The following is a 17,548-nucleotide window of genomic DNA, read 5'->3' as shown; positions in this document are numbered from 1 at the left end:
CCCCCGTCGTCACCGCGTCCCGCCCTCCCCTGGCCTGTCCAGTATGGCGACCTGTGGTCCGAGTTTGTACGGTGCCGGGCGGGAGCCCGGGCCGAGGCGTGCCATGGCCCGGAGGATGTGTTTGGGCGGCAGTTGCCAGCGCAGACGTGCGGGAACGCAGCGCAGCACGGTGCCCGTGAGGCGCAGTCGGCGGGTGACGGTGGAGGGTTTCGGGGCCGGTCTGCCGTACAGCTCGTGGGCGTACGGCGGCAGGGCGGCGTACGCCAGGTGCGCCACGCGCCGCCACAGCACCTCGCGCGCCGGGATGAGAAGGGGGTGCGTCGGGGGGTGGAGGAGGAAGTCGTCCACGGCGCGTGCCTCGGGCGTAGCCGCGAGTTCGGGGCGCACCTTCGCGAAGTAGGCGGCCAGTTCCGTCCGGTTGGCCGGTACCGAGTCCGGGTCGAGCCCCACCAGGCGGGCGCTGACGCGGTGTTCGGCAATGTAGCGGTCGGCCTGGGCGTCGGTGAGGCGGAAGCCCGAGCGGCGCGCGACCTGGAGGTAGGAGTCGATCTCGGCGCAGTGCACCCACAGCAGCAGGTCGGGTTCGTCGACGCCGTAGGACTCACCGGTGTCCGGGTCGGTCGCCCGGAGCATGGTGTGGATCTTCCGTACCCGGGCACCGGCCTTCTCGGCCGCCTCGGTGGTGCCGTAGGTCGTGGTGCCGACGAAGTCGGCGGTGCGCATCAGCCGGCCCCAGGCGTCGTGCCGGAAGTCGGAGTTCTGCATGACGCCGCGCACGGCGCGTGGATGGAGGGCCTGCAGGTACAGCGCGCGGATTCCGGCGACCCACATCATCGGGTCGCCGTGCATCTGCCAGGTCACCGACGTCGGTGTGAACAGCCCGGGATCGCCCATGCCCCGCAGTGTGACGAAGAATCTCGGTCCGCACAAAGAAATGATTCGGCAGTCACAGGGCGGGGCCGAGCGCGGCAGCGTCTTCGCCCTCGCAAGGCCCAGCCCATCCTTCCGACTGGTCCCGCACACGCGGTGGTGGTCCGGTCGAGGAGGGCCCGCCCGAGGGCGGTCGGTTCGTACCCCCCGCCAACCCGGGCGAGCAGGTCGTCGTCGAAGCGGCGGCGCGGCCTGGCTGCCACTGCACCGAGCGCCCTGCTACATGTTGATCATGTGGCCGGCGAGGCCGTGGATGGCTTCCTTGACCGCCTCGCCCAGCGTGGGGTGGGCGTGGACGTTGCGGGCGACCTCGTGCACGGTGAGGTCCCACTGCTGGGCCAGGGTCAGTTCGGGGAGGAGCTCGGTGACGTCGGGGCCGATGAGATGGGCTCCGAGGAACTCGCCGTACTTGGCATCGCTGATCAGCTTCACGAAGCCGCTCGCGTCGCCCAGACCGTGGGCCTTGGCGTTCGCGGTGAACGGGAACTTGGCCACCTGGACGTCGAAGCCCTTCTCCCTCGCCTGCGCCTCGGTATAACCGAAGCTGGCGATCTGCGGCTGGCAGAAAGTGGCCCGCGGGATCATCACGTAGTCCAGCTCCATGGTCTCCGCGTCCGCGATCGTCTCGGCAGCGATGACGCCCATCGCCTCGGCGGCATGCGCGAGCATCAGCTTCGCGGTGACGTCCCCAATGGCATAGATGTGCGGGACCGAGGTGCGGCAACGACCGTCGACGTCGATCGCGCCGCGTTCGGTGACGCGCACACCGGTGTTCTCCAGGCCGTAACCGGTGACGTTCGGGGCGAAGCCGATCGCCTGCAGGACCTTGTCGGCCTCCAGGACCTGCTGGGCGCCGTCCTTGCCGGTGACCGTGACACGGACCTGCGGGCCGGACTCGTCGATCGACTCGACACGGGTCGAGGTGAGCACGTCAATGCCCAACTTCCGGTACTGCTTGGCCAGTTCGGCGGAGACCTCGGCGTCCTCCAATGGGGCGATCCGGTCCAGGAACTCGACGACGGTGACCTTCACGCCGTAGTTGTGCAGCACGTAGGCGAACTCGACGCCGATCGCGCCGGCGCCGGCGATAACGATCGACTCCGGCAGGTCCTCGGCGAGGATCTGCTCCTCGAACGTCACCACGCGCGACGTACGGCGGGTGCCGGGCAGCAGCTTGGGTGTGGCGCCGGTGGCGATGACGCAGTGATCGAAGCCGATGGTGCGGGTGTTGCCGTCGTAGTCGGCCACCTGGAGCGTGTGCGGGTCGACGAACGTGCCGCGACCGCTGATTTCCGTGATCTTGTTCTTCTTCATCAGGTAGTGGACGCCCTTGACCCGGCCGTCCGCCACCTTCCGGCTGCGGCGGAATGCCTCCCCGTAGTCGAAGGAGACCTCACCCTCGACCTTGATGCCGAAGGTCTTCGCCTCGCGCGTGAAGATGTGCGCGAGTTCGGCGTTGCGCAGTAGGGCCTTGGTGGGGATACAGCCCACGTTCAGGCAGACGCCACCCCAGTACTTCTCCTCGACGACCGCGACGCTCTTGCCCAGCTGGGCGGCCCGGATGGCGGCTACGTATCCGCCAGGGCCCGCGCCGAGTACGACGACGTCGAAGTGCTCACCCTGCTCGTCCATGGACGGCTTCCTTTCCACTGGGGCGGCCGGCTACCCCCGGGGGGCCGACTCGCTCCCGATCGAACAACCTGGTCATCAACTCGACGGCGGCGACATCCGCCACCGCCCGCCGCAGGGGAGCCGGTGGAGGACGAGGTGGCGACCCTATGGTTCACCACCTCGCCGGCGGCTACCCGGACGTCCGGTTCAGCGCGCCGGCGCCGTGATCTATGCCCGCTCAGCCATCATCGACGGCGGTCCGGCACCCCGTCGACCTCGTGTACTCCTGCCTCGGCCGGACCGATCCTGAGGGTGTCGAGGCCGAATGCGGCGCCGGGCCGTGCGCACCGGACTTGAGGACGACGTCCGGCTGTGCCGCGTGGGCGGCACTTCGGCGGCAGCGGAGGCCACCCGCGCCGGCTCCAGGCGCGTCCACGAAAGAGCGGCCGGATCAGCGAATGCGACGGAGGAGTCCTCAGCTCACCCGGCCGACCTCATACGAAAGGCCGGGCCGGGAACGCTCTCAATATCCTTCGCCTGCACCGGGTGCCCGCTTTCGCAGCGAAGTTGAACGTCGACGTGCGCGCCGCACTCGCGGTGTCGCGCCACTACCGCCGGCCCCTCCGGATCGGCACGGTACCGGTCACCCCACTGCAACAGCCCCATCACGGCCGGCACCAGATCCATGCCCTTGGGGGTGATCACATACTTCGGCCGACTCCGCGCCCCGGGCTCCTTGTACGTCTCGGTCGCCAGGATTCCTTCCTCCACCAGCATCCGGAGCCGCGTCGCGAGGAGGTTGCGAGGACAACCGAGGACGCGTTCGAAGTCACTGAAGCGGGACGAGCCGTACCAGACCTCGCGCAGGATCAGGATCGTCCACTTCTCACCCACGACCTCAAGAGTCCGCGCGATCGAGCAGTTGGACGTGTCCCTGCCGAGTCGGGGGTCCATACCGGTGTCTTGGAGAACTTCGGTCCACGCATCCATGGGAGCGATTCTAACCACTTGAGTTTACTTTTAGATACTCAGACGCCGGGCGGAGCGTAGTGACCCTCACGACGACGAGATCACAGCCCGCCTGGAGCCGGACGCCCCACCTCGGGCCGTAAGCCATGCACGTTGCCTCACGGGCGTAATATTATAGGCGTCAGACCATGAACCAGGCTCGGATCGCGAGGCAACGGCCTTACATCGCGAAGGGAGGATGCCTGCGGCTCGCTACGCCAAGGAGCACAAACAGGAGGGTGAGCAACGCGGATGGACCGCCGCGCGTGAGCGGGCGGACATACTCAGGACGGCGGCGTTCGTCCGTCGAGCGACGCACGTTGCCAGTGGGGAGTTCGGTCCTTGTCGACCAGGGCCGCACGGACGCCCTCCAGGAAGTCCGGCGTGCGGATGGTCGTGCGCGTGAGGGCCAGTTCGATGCCAAGGCACTCGCGCAACGTGTGCTGCCTGCCCCGGGCCAGCAGGGAGTGAGTGATCTCCAGGCTCTGCGGCGAGGCGGACTCCAGGGCGGCCAGCGCGGCTGTCGCCCAGGGGGCGTCGAGATGGCGCAGGCGTTTCTCGATCTCGCCGAGGGAGGGCGCGCCGAACGCCCAGTCCACGTCCCCGCGCACCTGCGCCAGCCCGCTGCCCGCCACCGGGGAGCGGCCGACGAGACGGTTGAGGACGACGTCCACCGGGTCGCCGGGGCTGTCGGCCAGGGCATCCCCGACCGCCTCCATCCCGTCCGCGGGGACGAAGTGCGTGGCCAGGCCCGTGTACAAGGCGTCGGCCGCGTCGAGCCGGTGCCCGGTCAGGCCCAGATACATTCCGATCGCACCGGGCAGCCTCGGCAGAAAGTAGCTGGCCCCGACGTCCGGGAAGAACCCGATCCCGGTTTCGGGCATCGCCAGCACCGCGCGCTCGGTGACGACGCGGAAGCTGCCGTGGACGGACAGACCGAGGCCTCCACCCATGCACAGGCCGTCGATGAGCGACACGATCGGCACGGGATACTCGGCGATCCGGGCGTTGAGCCGGTACTCGGAGGCGAAGAACCGCTCACTGGCTTCGGCATCCCCGGCGAGGCTGTGCTCGCGGATCGTGCGGATGTCTCCGCCTGCGCAGAACGCCTTGGTGCTGGTGCTGGCGATCACGACAGCGGACAGCGGTATGCGCTCCCGCTCAGCGAGCACACGGTCGATGGCGACGACCATGCCCGTCGTCAGCGCGTTGAGCGCCTTGGGCCGGTTCAAAAGGATCCGGCCGACGCCCCGGTGGACGTCGGCGAGAATTTCAACCGCAGTGCTATCAGTCATCGGCCGTCACCCGTCATCCGCGCGGACCTGGCTGTCATGACCATCATGTTCCTCACTCGCCGGGTGTCAGGCACATGTCTGCGCGTAGAGATCCTTGATCTCGTCCGCGGGGGGGGCGACGGGGTTGTCGGCGGGTGCTCCGGACGCGAGCGCCTGCTCGCCCATGAGGGGCACGAGGCGGAACGCTCGTCCTTGTCGATGCCGTGGGCTCTCGGGGTGGGCACCTCAAGATCCTTGCACAGGGCGTGGAGCGCCTCGACGGTGCCCTATCGGCGGCCGAGGCGCCACCGTCGCCATCAGTGGCGGCTCCTCGGGCGCGGGCGCACTCGGCGTACCGGCTCACCGTTCGGCGAGCACTATCGCCTCGCGAGCTCGCAGTCTCCCCATTACCTCTTTGGTGACCGCGCAAATCGGACGCCCGACCTTCGGAGTTGGCATGACTTCCTCCCCTGTCGGCGCAGCCGCGGCGGAGAGGGCGGCGACAGCCCGGACGGCGTAGATCGCAAGGCCGTTGGAGACGGGTCGGCCCTGCGGCACAGTCCACTCGATCGGCGGGCTACCGCGTTGATGCTGCCGCCGCGACTGCTTGCCAAGGGCGATCCGGCCCCGGGCGCCATCGCCGGCGTCTCGCCGTCGGCTTACGCGTCGATTCAGCTGTGTACGCGCGACTCAGCTGTGAGGGTCCACGCGCGTGTCGGGTGCCGCTCCAGCGACTGACCGACAAGACCGCCGAGGGCCGTCAGCAGGGTCCGCCGAGGTCTTCGAGGGAGCCGGGGACGGCCATGGAGTGTCGACGTCGTCCAGGGTGGTCACGACTAATCATTTCCGGCCTACTGCAGTGCGGATGGCTCCAGCGGCTTCAGGGTGTGGAACCGGCGCCCCTGATAGGTGAGCGGCTCCTGTGCGCCGACCTCCACGTCGGCCACCTCGATCAGGATGATGGTGTGGTCACCGGCGGTGAGGCGCTGGTGAACGACGCCCTCAAGCGACACGGTGGCACCGTCGAGCAGGGGTGTGCCGAGCTTCCCCGGTCTGAAGCTCGCCGCGGCGAACCTGTCGACACCGAGCGTCGCGAACGCCGTAGCCACCGGGCTCTGGTCGGCCGCCAGGACGCTGACGGCCACCGATTCGGCCTGACTGAACGCCGGGTGGACGTCGGCGGTTTCGGCCAGACAGACTGAGATCAGCGGTGGGTCCATCGACACGCTGGTTACCGAGTTGGCGGTGAAGCCGTACCGATTCCCGTCCACTTCGGTGGTGACCACACAGACGGACGTGACCATCGAGGACAGTCCGTCGCGGTACGTCTGCGGGTCGTAGCTGGTGACAGGCCGACGCGTGACGGCCTGCTCCCTCGCAGGATTGGGCATGTCAGACCACCGCCGTCTCGTCGTACTCCGCCGCGCCGACGGCCGTTGGGTCGGTGACTTCACGGGTGCGGGCGGGCGTGCACGGGGCAACGCCGACGACTGACCGAGACGGCCGTTGTGCCGCCGGATTCGACAGGAAGGTCGGCCCAGAGGTCGACGGGGAAACAGTGGATCTCATCGAGTCTTGCCTTCTGTTGAGGGATGCCCCGACGGTAGGACGCGTGATCTCGCATGTCAATATGCCATCTCGCATAAGCTGCTTCGCATGAGGCCGAGAGCCCGGGAGACGGGGAGACCGGGAGACGGAGACCGGGAGACCGGGAGCGCTGTGGTCGGGCGGGCGTCGAAGACGCAGCCGGGTTAGCGACGAGGGTTGGCCAGGGCCGGGCTAGGGTCCGCCGGGCCGACCGGTCCGGGGCCCGTGCGGACGGGTGACAGAGGACGCCTCGTACGGCTACCGCAGAGCAGGCAGTTCGAACTGGAGCAGGCCAGCGTCTCCGTGAGGAAGAGAAAAACCCGCCGGGGGGCTGACGGCCGCCGGATCCGTGACTGGGCCCGCGTCGAGGTCCGGTCCTGGTACCGCGAGGACCGTCGACACTGAGTTCCCTGTCACCGCGGCGGCATAGGCTTGAGGAGATCGCCTACCGCATCACCTACTGCCGGCCGGGGCTGCGCTGGACGAGTTGATTCGCGGCGCGGCCGGCCGGCGGCTGTCGAGGAGTGCTTACAGGGCGCGAGCAGAAGTGCGCTTCGAGTGACTTCCCAGATCCGTTGCGTCCCGGCCGGCGCCGTCACCTGCCGTCGGATATGGCGGCACACACCTGCTTGACCGCGCTGCGGGCCCGAACGCTGGACTCGGAGAAAGCACAACGGGATCCCCGCAGCTCATCCACCTCGGCCTCGCCGAGATCCACTGCTTGACCACTTGTCTCGCCGGCCTGCGTCCGACCTCGGGTCGACGACATCCAGCGCTGGTCACACTGGCATTGGCGCCACCAAGGGCCCGCACGCGGACACGACACCCGAGAACCGGGGAGGGGCAGAGGCGGCTCGACCGCTCGACTACTTCGACGCTCGCTCGGACACGTTCGCACCAGGCAGCCCCAGAGCGGACTGCGACCCACTGCGGGAGCGCAGCCACCAGTCGCGCATACCCAACAGGACGAGCGCGCCGTAGATGACGTAGACGAAGCCGGAGAAGGCGTAGCCGTTGGCGAAGGTCAGCGGGACGCCGACCAGGTCCACCAGCAGCCAGGCGAACCAGAACTCGACCACGCCGCGGGCCTGGGCGTACATCGCGACGATGGTGCCGACGAAGATGTACGCGTCCGGCCAGGGGTCCCAGGACAGGGTCGGGTAGGCCTTGAACAGGAGGGCCACCGCGACCGTGCCGACGGCCACGGCGCCGACCATTTCCGCGCGCTCGCGCCAGGTGGCGAACCGCGGGGTGATCTGGCCGTCCTGGGACCGATCCTTGTCGCGGCGCCACCGCCACCAGCCGTACATGGCCACGGTCATGACGACGGCCTGTTTGCCGGCGACGCCGGTCAAGTGGCCGAAGAAGGCGCCGAAGAGGATCAGGCCGGACAGGAACTGCACCGGCCAGGTCCACAGTGAGCGGCGCCAGCCGAGGGCGAGGGCGGCCAGGCCGAGGATGTTGCCGATCATGTCGGACCACAGGATGTGCTGGCCGAACAGGACGAACGCCTCGGAGTTCAGCCCGTTCATCTGGCTGCCAGGCCGGTTTCACACGAGCGCGTCATCCTGCGGGCCGCCGGTGGTTCGTGGGATAGCGGGTTTCGCATGCGGTGCATGCGCCCCAGCTTCACCTCTTTATGAGGACATTGTCCAGAGTCAAATTGAATAAGCTGCTAAAGACCATAAAAGCTCTTCGCCATCGATGCGGCCGGTACGGCGCAGGCGATGCAAGGGTGTAGTCCTGACGCGCGGCCCCGCTTCGGCGCAGGCCGCGAGCAAGGCGGCAGTCCCCGTGGGGGAGCCGCCGCATCGGCCCTGCGGCCACTGCTCCTTCGCCCCCGGGGCCTACTTCTCCAAGCCTGTCGCCGTGCAGTCGGCAGCGAGTTGGGGCGTGCATATGTCGGACGGTTCGTACATGCCGTCCTCGATGACCGTGCTCTTGATGTTGTCCTTCGTCAGGGCGACAACGGGCACGAGATACGCGGGGATGCCTTTCCGGGTGGGGCTGTCCACCCTGTCGGGCGTGAGGGCGTCGAACTGTATGTCTCTGCCCTGGGCCTGCGCCACGGCCATCTCCGCGGCGTGTTCGGCCTCCTGCGGGTACGGCTTGTACACGCTCATGTACTGCTCGCCGCCCACGATCCGACGCACCGCCGAGAGCTCAGCGTCCTGCCCGGTGATCGGCGGCAGGTCGGTTACGCCCGCGGCCTTCAGCGCCTTGATGACGCCTTCCGCCAGACCGTCGTTGGCGGCGTAGACGGCCTTGATGTTGTTCTTGCCGATCTCATTGATCGCCTGGGTCATGTTCGTCTCGGCGGTCTGCGGCTTCCAGTCCTTGGTGTCGAACGACTTGGCGATCGTCACCCGGCCGTCGAGAGCGACGAGTGCGCCCGTCTTGAACTGTCTGGCGTTCGGGTCGGTGGGTGAGCCGTTCATCATGACGATTTCGTCGGAGACGTCGGCGTCCTCACCGAGCGCCTGCAGCAGGGAGCGGCCCTGCACCTCGCCGACGAGTTCGTTGTCGAAGGTGATGAACGCGTCGATCGGACCCTCGGCCAGCCGGTCGTAGGCGATGACCGCGATCCCGGCCTGTTTGGCCGTCGTCACCCCGTCGGCGATGGTGTGCGCGTCGACGGGGTCCAGCAGGATCACGTCGACCTGCTCGTTGATCATCTGCTGCAGTTGTCGTGCCTGCTTGGCCGCGTCCGCCTCGGCGTTGGCGTACGCGACCCGGCCCTGGCCGTCAGTGAGGGACTCGACCTTCGCCTTGATGACGGGGTAGTGGAAATTCTCGTACTGGGGATTCGAACTCTCCGGCAGCAACAGCCCCACCACGATGCCGTTGCCCTTGGTCGGGTGCGCGTCGCCACTGCTCCCCGTCGGGTTGAGCGCGCCGCAGCCCACGAGCGAGACGGAGGTGGTGGTGGCGGCCACGGATATGACGATACGGCGCATCGGGAGCTCACTTCGGGGCGTGATCCGGTGTGGGCAAGGCACTGGCGCCCACCAGGCTGGAAACGACGCGGGGGTGACCCTGAGCGTCGAGTTGCATCACTATACGAGATGGCATCCCATTATGAGAAGCGGTTGCACGACGGTCCCTACCGGCGTGCATAGCCGCGGCCCTAGACGTACAGCGATGCGTTCGCGTAGCACTGATGCGCTCGCGTAGCACTATGGAGGTACCGGACGAGGGCAGTACCCCGCGCGGCTCACCCTTCCATCAGACCCGGCGAAAGCGAGACGGCGATGGAACAGCAGCCCACCCCTGGTGGCGAGCAGTCGGACCGGCCCGACGACATCTTCGAGGAGGCCCGCACCGCCAGGGCGACCGCCGACGAGCGAGGCCTCGTGACGCAGTGGAGCGAGGGTGCCCGGCGACTGCTGGGTTATCGGGCCGAGGAGATCATCGGCCGCCCCGCCGCTTGCCTGCTGGATGACGCCACCGCCCGCCCGCCGCGCGGGATCCAGGCGCTGCCACGATGGAACGGCAGGGTTCGGCTGCGACACCGGGACGGACACCCGGTGGACGCCGGGCTGCTCGCCCACCACCGCATGGGGGGCGACGCGAGCCCTGACTGGCTGCTGGTCTCCCCCCTCACCGATACTGCCGCCGTTCCCGGGGACGAGCCGTTGGCGCCGTGGAGCTTCCAGCAGTCGACTCGCTGCGGAATGGCCGTGTATGACGTGCGGCTGCGCCTGCGTCTGGCCAATCACTGCGCGGAAGACGCCCTGGGCCTCACCGAGGCCGAGATGCGGGGACTGCGGCACTCGGAGATTCTGGGGCCCGCCGGCGACAAGGTCGAGCGGGCCATGGTCCAGGTGCTGGAGACCGGTGAGCCGCAGTATCTGGAGAGCTACATGCCAGCCGCCGGCGACACCCGCCAGCCCGCCTGGTTGGTCTTCGCGTACCCACTTCGGGACGCCCACGGCGCCATACGCGGCGTGTGCGTGTGCGGTCACGACATGACTGAGCAGTTCTGGGCAGGCAAACGGCTGCAGTTGCTCAACGCAGCCGGCACCCGCATCGGCACCACCTTGGATGTGACGCGCACGGCCCAGGAACTCGCGGAAGTGGCCGTCCCGGAGTTCGCCGACTTCGCCACCGTGGACCTGCTCTGCGACCCGGACGCCGTCGCCTCCTCGACGGCCGCCGTGGCTTCCGTCCGGCTACGCCGCGTCGCCCACCAGTCGATACTCCCCGGAACACCGGAGGCGGTCGCCACCCCCGGCGAGGAGCACAGCTACGCCCCTGACTCCCCCATGGGCCAGTGCCTGGCCACGGGCCGGGCCGGACTACGAGCCGAGTACGATCCGCATGCCGCCGACTTCTCGTTGGGCGACCCGCAGCGGGACGCGTCGATCCGTGCGTTCGGCATCCACTCCCTCATCGCCGTGCCGCTGCGGGCTCGGGGCACCACCCTGGGGGTGGCCGTCTTCGCCCGCCATGAATGGCCGGAGTCCTTCGGCGCGGAGGACCTCCTGCTCGCCGAAGAGCTCACCGACAGGGCCGCGGTGTACATCGACAACGCCCGCCGCTTTACGCGCGAGCGGGAGACAGCGGTAGCGCTGCAGAAAGCCCTGCTGCCACAGCGGCTGCCACAGCAGGTCGCGGTGGAGGCGGCTTGGCGTTACCTGCCCACCGGCGCGCTGACCGGGGTGGGCGGCGACTGGTTCGACGTGATACCGCTGTCAGGTGCCCGCGTGGCCCTGGTGGTGGGGGACGTGGTCGGGCACGGCATCCAGGCGGCCGCCGCCATGGGGCGTCTTCGCACCGCCGTGCGCACCCTGGCCGACGTCGACCTGCCACCCGACGAACTGCTCACCCACCTGGATGACCTGGTCATCCGGCTGGCGGCAGACACCGACGACGACGCGACGCCCGACCAGGCCGCCGAAACCGCCGGGGGCCTGGGCGCCACCTGCCTGTACACCGTCTACGACCCGGTCTCCCGGGTATGCACACTGGCCCGCGCCGGCCACCCCGGGCCCGCGCTGATCAGCCCCGAAGGCACTGTCGACTTCCTCGACGTGCCCGCCGGCCCTCCACTGGGCCTGGGCGGCCTGCCCTTCGAGAACGTCGAGATCACCCTGCCCGAGGGCAGTGTGATCGCCCTCTACACCGACGGCCTCATCACCATGCGCGACCAGGACGCAGACCAGAGCCTCGCGCGGCTGCGCCAGGTGCTCGCCCGGCCCACCGCCCGCTTGGACGATCTGTGCGACGCGGTGCTCGCCACGCTGCCGCTCGAACATCGAACCGACGACATCGCCCTGCTCCTCGCCCGCACCCGCGCCCTCGACGCCCGGCAGGTTGCCACCTGGGACCTGCCGGCCGACCCGGCCATCGTGGCCCAGGCCCGCAAGCTCGTCCGGACACAGCTGAGTACGTGGAACCTGACGGAGGCGTGCTTCGTCACCGAACTGGTCGTCAGCGAACTGGTCACCAACGCGATCCGTTACGCCGAGCCGCCCATTCAACTGAGGCTGATCCACGACCGCCACCTCATCTGCGAGGTCTCCGACGCCAGCAGCACCGCCCCCCACCTTCGCCGCGCCCGGATCTACGACGAAGGCGGCAGGGGACTGCTGTTGGTCGCCCAGCTCACCCGCGGTTGGGGTACCCGCCACACCCGCAGCGGCAAGACCATTTGGGCTGAACAGGATCTGGGATCCGCCGAAGACAGCTGACCCACCTGATCGCACAACGGCCGGACAGAGGCAGAGGCCCCGCGGTCGACGCATACGGTCCCGCGTTCGCGAGTGCCGGACGGACACCCCCTCCTCCCCCAACGCACCTCACGAAGCTCGCCGGCCGTCAGAGGACCCAGCCTCGCAGGTGTCTCGCAGGCGTGACCACAGCGCCCAGGTGTCTCCGAAGAACCACGTTGACCTGCACTTTCACCAACCGGCTTCAGCGGTATGGGGAGATGTCCGCCGAGGGGCACTGCCCGGCTCTGCCCAGATCGACCCTCGACCGCCGTTTGCCATTCGAGATGGTCATCTCGCTAACCGCCCTCTGGACCCCGCTTGAGTGTCTAGGTCGAGAATCGCTGTGGGCAGGGAACATCCTCACCGAGGACCCCACGGAGGACCGCGAGGACCGGCCGAGACCGCGCGGACCGGCCGAGACCGCGCGGACCGGCCGAGACCGCGCGGACCGGCCGAGACCGCGCGGACGCCGGCGCGCCCGGCGCGCGGCGCCCGTGCCCGCCGCTCCGCCTCGTCACCGATGGGGCACCCGGAAGGGCTCACTGATGAGTGGTCCGTCGAGGCCCGGGAAAGAACCGGTTGGTGGCGCGCTGATAGCGGATGTAGTCGGGGCGTCGTTGCCGGCTGAAATACTCGGCGGGTACGGCCCCGGTGTAGTGCACGAGCATGTGGTACGTGGTCCAGGAGATCCAGGCCAGAGCGAGGGCCGTGAGCAGGCCGAAGACGATGTGATGGTGTGGCCAGCGGTCGATCAGCGCAGGCAGCGACAACAGGACGAGACCGTTCCACTGCATCCACTGACCGAAGTAGTTGGGGTGGCGGCTGTAGCGCCACAGCCCGGCGTCGCAGGTGCGGCGCACACCGTCTCGTCGGGTGCGGTCGGCGAAACGAGCCTTCTGCAGGTCCGCCACCGATTCGAAGACCCAGAACACCGCCCACAGCGCGATCGCCGCGACACTCACGGCATCGAGGCCGGCGGGGCGCACCGTGGCGAGCGCGGCCGGGACCGCGAGCACGGTGATGTTCGCGCCGCACTGGACCATGATCTCGACCTGGAGCGACACCTTCTCGTTGCGGAACCCGTCTCGCTCCCAGCGACGCCGCTGGTACTGGTACCGCGGCAACTCGCCGGGCAACCGCTTGAACACCATGAACCGCAGCGCCCAGGCGCCCATACGCATGCCCATCAGCAGGTAGATGGCCGCAGTCGCGACCGTCACGGGCGAATCCAGGCCGCCGAACGCCAGGACCTGCACCCCGATCAGGGCCAGCCCCCACGGCCAGGCCACATCCACGTAGGACATGAACCCTGTGCGGTGGGCCGGCAGACACGCACCCGCGGCGAAGACGGCCAGTTGCACAAGCAGGTTGCAGACCATGAACCCCGTGAGGTCGCTCTGAAGCGCAAGGGCCACGAACATCACGACGTAGATCACGAACGGCATTGTCCGCCTCAATGTGGCCACGGCGACTCCCCCCAAAAGTGAGACACCGATGCGCATGTGTCTCGTCAGATTGAGTGAGACACTAGGACGGTGATGTCTCAAATGCAAGAGGTTCCGCCTCCGCTGCCCGCGGACGAGCCGGTGCTGCGCGCCGCGGTCGCGATGTTCCTGCGGGACGGCTGGATCGACGCACGGGCGCTGGCCGCCGAGGCCGGCATCGGCCGCGCCACCCTGTACCGGCGTTACGGCGACCGCGACCGCCTGATCGGCGAGGCGATCTGGGCGATCGCCACAACCGAGTTCGCCCGGATCTCCCCCCGGAGCCGCGGGCAAGGCGCGGACAAGGTCGCCGACCTCGTTCACGCCATGCTGACCACCAGCGCACAACTGCCGGCCATGCGTCGCTTCGTCGCCGAGCACCCCGACACCGCACTACGGGTGATGACCTCGCGTGACGGCGTCATCCAGGACCGCATCGTCGAGACCGTCAGCCGGCTCATCCAGTCCGAGGTCGGCGAACCCGACGACATCGACGCCCCGACCCTCGCCTACGCCGTCGTCCGGGTCGCCGAGTCCTTCTATTACCGCGAGCTCCTCACCGGGCAGCCCACCGACATCAGCGCCGCCGCCACCATCATCCGCAGACTCCTGCGCTGACCGGCCGACCTGACGCTCGATCACGTCTGCGCCGTCGATGCCAGGCCGGATACGGACGGACCGGAAGTGACCGCCGTCTGTGGGCTGCGGTCACGGACAGCGGGAGGAGTCGTCCACCTGCGGGCACGGCGGCCGGCGGCTGGTCTGTCCGGTCCCGGGCTGCCGGAGGCAGACCTTCCCCGAGCAGATTCCCGGACTACGGGCGCGCCACCTCTTGCCTATGCAGGGGGGCATGGCCCCACCCTCATTTCGGCGGACGGGAGATCGTAGGCCGACCGGTCTGCGTCATCTCGGCGACCCGGGCCATCGTCTCCCGCAGCCACATGTGCGCCGCGTCGTGCATGTGGACCGGATGCCACCACAAGGCCTGCTGGATCGGCACGGCGTCATAGGGCGGTTCCATGATGCGGACGGGTGCGAATCCGTCCAGCTCGTCGGCGAGACGCCTCTGAAGGAGAGCTACCCGGCGGGTACCCGCGACCAGGAGTGGCATCAGCTGGAAACTGTCGACGGAGACCGCCACGCGCGGCTCGATGCCGAGCATGGCGATCTGCCGGGCGGCGGGGGCGTCGTAGGCCCGTTGGTACGTCACCCATGGCAGTCGGGCCAGGTCGTCGAGGGTGAGCTGCTCGCCGACCTCGGGGTTGTCGTCCGCGACGAGGAAGACCCAGCTGTCCTGGTAGAGCTCGACCGTGGGGAAGCCGCGAATGATGCCGTGGGGCAGCAGCAGCCCGTCCACGGTGCTGAGCAGCGACCCCGTGCTGTCGATGATTTCGTTCGGAACCTGTTTGAACCTGAGCCGGATGCCTGGTGCCTCGGCTTGGATGATGCGGGCGAGTTCGGTGCCGAATACGGCAACCGCGTAGTCCGAGGCGATCAGCGTGAACTCGTGTTCCTCGCGGGAGGGGTCGAATTCGGCCTGACTGGCGAAGACCCGCTCCAGCAGGTCACACGCGGTGGTGGTTCGGTCGAGGAGGGCCCGCCCGAGGGCGGTCAGTTCGTACCCCCCGCCCACCCGGGCGAGCAGGTCGTCGTCGAAATGGCGGCGCAGCCTGGCCAGGGCCGCGCTCATCGCGGGTTGACTGAGCCCGATGCGCTGGCCGGCCCTGGTGACGTTGCGCTCCTGCAGAAGGGCGCGCAGGGCAACGACGAGGTTGAGGTCCAGGCTGGCCAGATTCACGAAACGTCCCAATTCCGGAGCCGGCCCGATCGGTATTCACCGGCTGGATTCTCATATACAGGAAATCGATTTCCCTGATTGCAATCTACGGGCCAGATTAGTGGCACCGCAATCGGGAGGACATTCTCCGTGACATCCGCAGCCGCGTCGGCATCATTCACCCCCTTCTCCGGACCGTTCGCCATCGGCACCCTTTCGGCTCCGGCCGAGACCAGGTTCCCGAGCCTCGTGACGCCGGACGGCCGAGCGCTCGACCTGCGTACGGCACTGGACGAACCCGCGTTGACCGCGCTCACGCTTCTGGAGCGCTGGGACGAGGAGCTGCCCCGCCTGCACACCCTCGCCGGGGACCCGACGCGCGCCTGGCGCCCGCTGGCGGACCTGACGGTGCACGCGCCCGTCGAGCCCCGGCAGATCTTCCAGTCCGGTGCCAACTACCGGCAGCACGTGATCGACCTGGCGGTCGCGCACCGCGCCCCGGACGCCCCGGGCACCGTCGAGGAGGCCCGCGCCGAGGTCGCGGCGGTCATGGACAAGCGGGCCGCCGAGGACCTCCCGTACGTCTTCATCGGACTGCCGACCACGATCAGCGGCCCTTACGACGACGTGGTACTGCCCGCCTGGGCCGAGAAGCCCGACTGGGAGCTCGAGGTGGCCGCGGTGATCTCCCGCCCCGCCTACCGGGTCACCGTGGAGGAGGCGCTGGAGTGCGTCGCGGGCTACACCATCGCCAACGACCTCACCGACCGCGCGAGCGTCTTCCGCCGGGACATGCCCCCGATCGGCACCGACTGGCTGCGCGGCAAGAACGCCCCCGGTTTCACCCCGCTCGGCCCGTGGATCGTCCCGGCCGACTCCATCGCCGACCCCTCCGACCTACAGGTCACCCTGAAACTCAACGGGGAGACCATGCAGGACGAGTCCACCAAGGACATGATCTTCGGCGTCGCACGGCTGGTCTCCTACATCTCCCAGACCGCCCGACTGCTCCCCGGGGACCTGGTTCTGACCGGCAGCCCGGCCGGCAACGGCATCCACTGGGGCCGGCTGCTGCGCGACGGCGACGTGATGGACGGCTCGGTCACCGGGCTCGGCGCCCAGCGCACCCGCTGTGTCGCGGAGGCGGCCCGATGAGCGCCGACCGTATCGACCGTACGGATCCCGAGGCGGCGATCGCCGAGGCCGCGAAGGCGTATTCGAACTGGGGCCGCTGGGGCGAGGACGACGTGCTCGGCACGCTCAACTTCCTCGACGAGGCCAAGCGCCGCGAGGGCGCGGCCCTGATCCGCGACGGCGTCAGCTTCTCCTTGTCACAGGCCTTCGACATGGACGGCCCGCAGAAAGGCTGGCGGCGGCGTACGAACCCGGTGCACACGATGCTCGCCACCGGCACCGACGCCGCCCTGGGCGGCCAGGGCTTTCCGCACGGTTTCGGTGGCGCCGACGACGTGATCGCCATGCCCTTGCAGTGCTCCACCCAGTGGGACGGCCTCGGACACATCTTCGATCACGGCACCGCGTGGAACGGCCGCCCGGCGGAGAAGGTCGTCACCTCCGAAGGCGACCTGGTCACCGGCATCGAGCACATGGCACCGCACGTCGCCGGGCGGGGCGTCCTCCTCGACGTGGGCCTGGTCGTCGGCCAGGACGGCGAACTGCCCGACGGCTTCGCCATCACCGAGGAGCACCTGGCGGCAACCGCCGCGGCGCACGGCGTGTCCGTCGGTCGTGGCGACCTGGTCCTGGTGCGCACCGGGCGGCTGGCCCGCGCCCGTCACGAAGGCTGGGGCGACTACGCGGGCGGGCCGGCGCCGGGGCTGAGCTTCAGTACGGCCGGCTGGCTGCACCGGAGCGAGATCGCCGGGATCGCCACCGACACCTGGGGCTTCGAGGTGCGGCCCAACGAGTTCGACCACGCCTTCCAGCCGCTGCACCAGGTCGCCATCCCCCATATCGGCCTGCTCATCGGTGAGATGTGGGACCTCGACGCCCTCGCCTCACATTGCGCCGCCGACGGCCGGTACGAGTTCTGGCTCACCGCCGCGCCACTGCCGATCACCGGGTCCGTCGGCTCACCGGTGAATCCCATCGCCGTCAAGTAACGCCCTGGACTGCCGGGCGGGCCGTGTCCGGACGGCAACG

14 protein-coding genes and 1 pseudogene are annotated in these 17,548 nt (G+C 68.9%); 4 read left to right on the top strand and 11 right to left on the bottom strand.

The window, feature by feature from the left end; genetic code table 11:
- Positions 1-9 precede the first annotated feature (9 nt).
- From AQJ84_RS09115 to AQJ84_RS09085, 9 genes and pseudogenes are all read right to left on the bottom strand, one after another.
- A complete protein-coding gene (locus tag AQJ84_RS09115) occupies positions 10-894 on the bottom strand; it encodes an oxygenase MpaB family protein (protein WP_030045478.1) in 885 nt (294 codons plus the stop codon).
- Between the two features lie 125 nt (positions 895-1,019).
- Positions 1,020-1,145: pseudogene (locus AQJ84_RS44015) on the bottom strand (LysR family transcriptional regulator); the annotation flags it as partial.
- A 4-nt stretch (positions 1,146-1,149) separates the two neighbouring features.
- Positions 1,150-2,562, bottom strand: coding sequence for a dihydrolipoyl dehydrogenase (gene lpdA, locus AQJ84_RS09110; RefSeq protein ID WP_030045479.1), 1,413 nt, complete (start codon positions 2,560-2,562; stop codon positions 1,150-1,152).
- Between the two features lie 459 nt (positions 2,563-3,021).
- A complete protein-coding gene (locus AQJ84_RS09105) occupies positions 3,022-3,495 on the bottom strand; it encodes a winged helix-turn-helix transcriptional regulator (protein ID WP_030045480.1) in 474 nt (157 codons plus the stop codon).
- Positions 3,496-3,833: 338 nt separating this feature from the next.
- Complete coding sequence (locus tag AQJ84_RS09100; protein WP_030045481.1) at positions 3,834-4,844, bottom strand: enoyl-CoA hydratase/isomerase family protein; 1,011 nt, start codon at positions 4,842-4,844, stop codon at positions 3,834-3,836.
- A 66-nt stretch (positions 4,845-4,910) separates the two neighbouring features.
- Positions 4,911-5,018 carry an iron-containing alcohol dehydrogenase gene (locus AQJ84_RS44695; protein ID WP_164873224.1) on the bottom strand — a complete coding sequence of 36 codons (108 nt, stop codon included), beginning with the start codon at positions 5,016-5,018 and terminating at the stop codon, positions 4,911-4,913.
- A 656-nt stretch (positions 5,019-5,674) separates the two neighbouring features.
- A complete protein-coding gene (locus tag AQJ84_RS09095; protein ID WP_157874906.1) occupies positions 5,675-6,127 on the bottom strand; it encodes a flavin reductase family protein in 453 nt (150 codons plus the stop codon).
- Between the two features lie 1,149 nt (positions 6,128-7,276).
- Entirely contained in the window at positions 7,277-7,942 is a 666-nt protein-coding gene (locus tag AQJ84_RS09090; RefSeq protein ID WP_053190131.1) for a nicotinamide mononucleotide transporter family protein, read from the bottom strand.
- A 315-nt stretch (positions 7,943-8,257) separates the two neighbouring features.
- Positions 8,258-9,367, bottom strand: a complete 1,110-nt coding sequence (locus tag AQJ84_RS09085) for a sugar ABC transporter substrate-binding protein (RefSeq protein ID WP_030039772.1) — start codon at positions 9,365-9,367, stop codon at positions 8,258-8,260.
- A gap of 294 nt (positions 9,368-9,661) precedes the next feature.
- Here AQJ84_RS09085 and AQJ84_RS09080 point away from each other — a divergent pair, with 294 nt between their 5' ends.
- Complete coding sequence (locus tag AQJ84_RS09080; RefSeq protein ID WP_053190130.1) at positions 9,662-12,103, top strand: ATP-binding SpoIIE family protein phosphatase; 2,442 nt, start codon at positions 9,662-9,664, stop codon at positions 12,101-12,103.
- A 560-nt stretch (positions 12,104-12,663) separates the two neighbouring features.
- Here the strand turns inward: AQJ84_RS09080 and AQJ84_RS09075 are convergent.
- Positions 12,664-13,626 (bottom strand): DUF1295 domain-containing protein, encoded by a 963-nt coding sequence (locus AQJ84_RS09075; RefSeq protein WP_078631797.1) that lies wholly within the window; start codon positions 13,624-13,626, stop codon positions 12,664-12,666.
- A 45-nt stretch (positions 13,627-13,671) separates the two neighbouring features.
- Between AQJ84_RS09075 and AQJ84_RS09070 the strand changes: the two genes are divergently transcribed.
- Positions 13,672-14,226, top strand: a complete 555-nt coding sequence (locus AQJ84_RS09070) for a QsdR family transcriptional regulator (RefSeq protein WP_030039779.1) — start codon at positions 13,672-13,674, stop codon at positions 14,224-14,226.
- A 244-nt stretch (positions 14,227-14,470) separates the two neighbouring features.
- On the opposite strand, the gene AQJ84_RS09065 is transcribed toward AQJ84_RS09070, so the two are convergent.
- Positions 14,471-15,406 (bottom strand): LysR family transcriptional regulator, encoded by a 936-nt coding sequence (locus tag AQJ84_RS09065; RefSeq protein WP_030039780.1) that lies wholly within the window; start codon positions 15,404-15,406, stop codon positions 14,471-14,473.
- 129 nt (positions 15,407-15,535) lie between these two features.
- On the opposite strand from AQJ84_RS09065, the gene AQJ84_RS09060 reads away from it, so the two are divergent.
- Together AQJ84_RS09060 and AQJ84_RS09055 are read left to right on the top strand one after the other, a co-directional pair.
- A complete protein-coding gene (locus tag AQJ84_RS09060; protein WP_030039781.1) occupies positions 15,536-16,540 on the top strand; it encodes a fumarylacetoacetate hydrolase family protein in 1,005 nt (334 codons plus the stop codon).
- Positions 16,537-17,508 carry a cyclase family protein gene (locus AQJ84_RS09055; protein ID WP_030039782.1) on the top strand — a complete coding sequence of 324 codons (972 nt, stop codon included), beginning with the start codon at positions 16,537-16,539 and terminating at the stop codon, positions 17,506-17,508. The genes AQJ84_RS09060 and AQJ84_RS09055 overlap by 4 nt, the downstream gene beginning before the upstream one ends.
- The last annotated feature ends 40 nt before the right edge of the window (positions 17,509-17,548 follow it).

Origin of the sequence: Streptomyces resistomycificus (assembly GCF_001514265.1) — a bacterium.
Taxonomy (GTDB): Bacteria; Actinomycetota; Actinomycetes; order Streptomycetales; family Streptomycetaceae; genus Streptomyces; species Streptomyces resistomycificus.
Note: the sequence above shows the minus strand (reverse complement) of the source record. Positions and strands in the feature narration are given on the sequence as shown.

Coding starts and splice junctions, on each gene's coding strand:
- AQJ84_RS09115 (WP_030045478.1), bottom strand. CDS start 894: ATGGGCGATCCCGGGCTGTTCACACCGACGTCGGTGACCTGGCAGATG.
- lpdA (WP_030045479.1), bottom strand. CDS start 2,562: ATGGACGAGCAGGGTGAGCACTTCGACGTCGTCGTACTCGGCGCGGGC.
- AQJ84_RS09105 (WP_030045480.1), bottom strand. CDS start 3,495: ATGGACCCCCGACTCGGCAGGGACACGTCCAACTGCTCGATCGCGCGG.
- AQJ84_RS09100 (WP_030045481.1), bottom strand. CDS start 4,844: ATGACTGATAGCACTGCGGTTGAAATTCTCGCCGACGTCCACCGGGGC.
- AQJ84_RS09095 (WP_157874906.1), bottom strand. CDS start 6,127: ATGGTCACGTCCGTCTGTGTGGTCACCACCGAAGTGGACGGGAATCGG.
- AQJ84_RS09090 (WP_053190131.1), bottom strand. CDS start 7,942: ATGAACGGGCTGAACTCCGAGGCGTTCGTCCTGTTCGGCCAGCACATC.
- AQJ84_RS09085 (WP_030039772.1), bottom strand. CDS start 9,367: ATGCGCCGTATCGTCATATCCGTGGCCGCCACCACCACCTCCGTCTCG.
- AQJ84_RS09080 (WP_053190130.1), top strand. CDS start 9,662: ATGGAACAGCAGCCCACCCCTGGTGGCGAGCAGTCGGACCGGCCCGAC.
- AQJ84_RS09075 (WP_078631797.1), bottom strand. CDS start 13,626: ATGCGCATCGGTGTCTCACTTTTGGGGGGAGTCGCCGTGGCCACATTG.
- AQJ84_RS09070 (WP_030039779.1), top strand. CDS start 13,672: ATGCAAGAGGTTCCGCCTCCGCTGCCCGCGGACGAGCCGGTGCTGCGC.
- AQJ84_RS09055 (WP_030039782.1), top strand. CDS start 16,537: ATGAGCGCCGACCGTATCGACCGTACGGATCCCGAGGCGGCGATCGCC.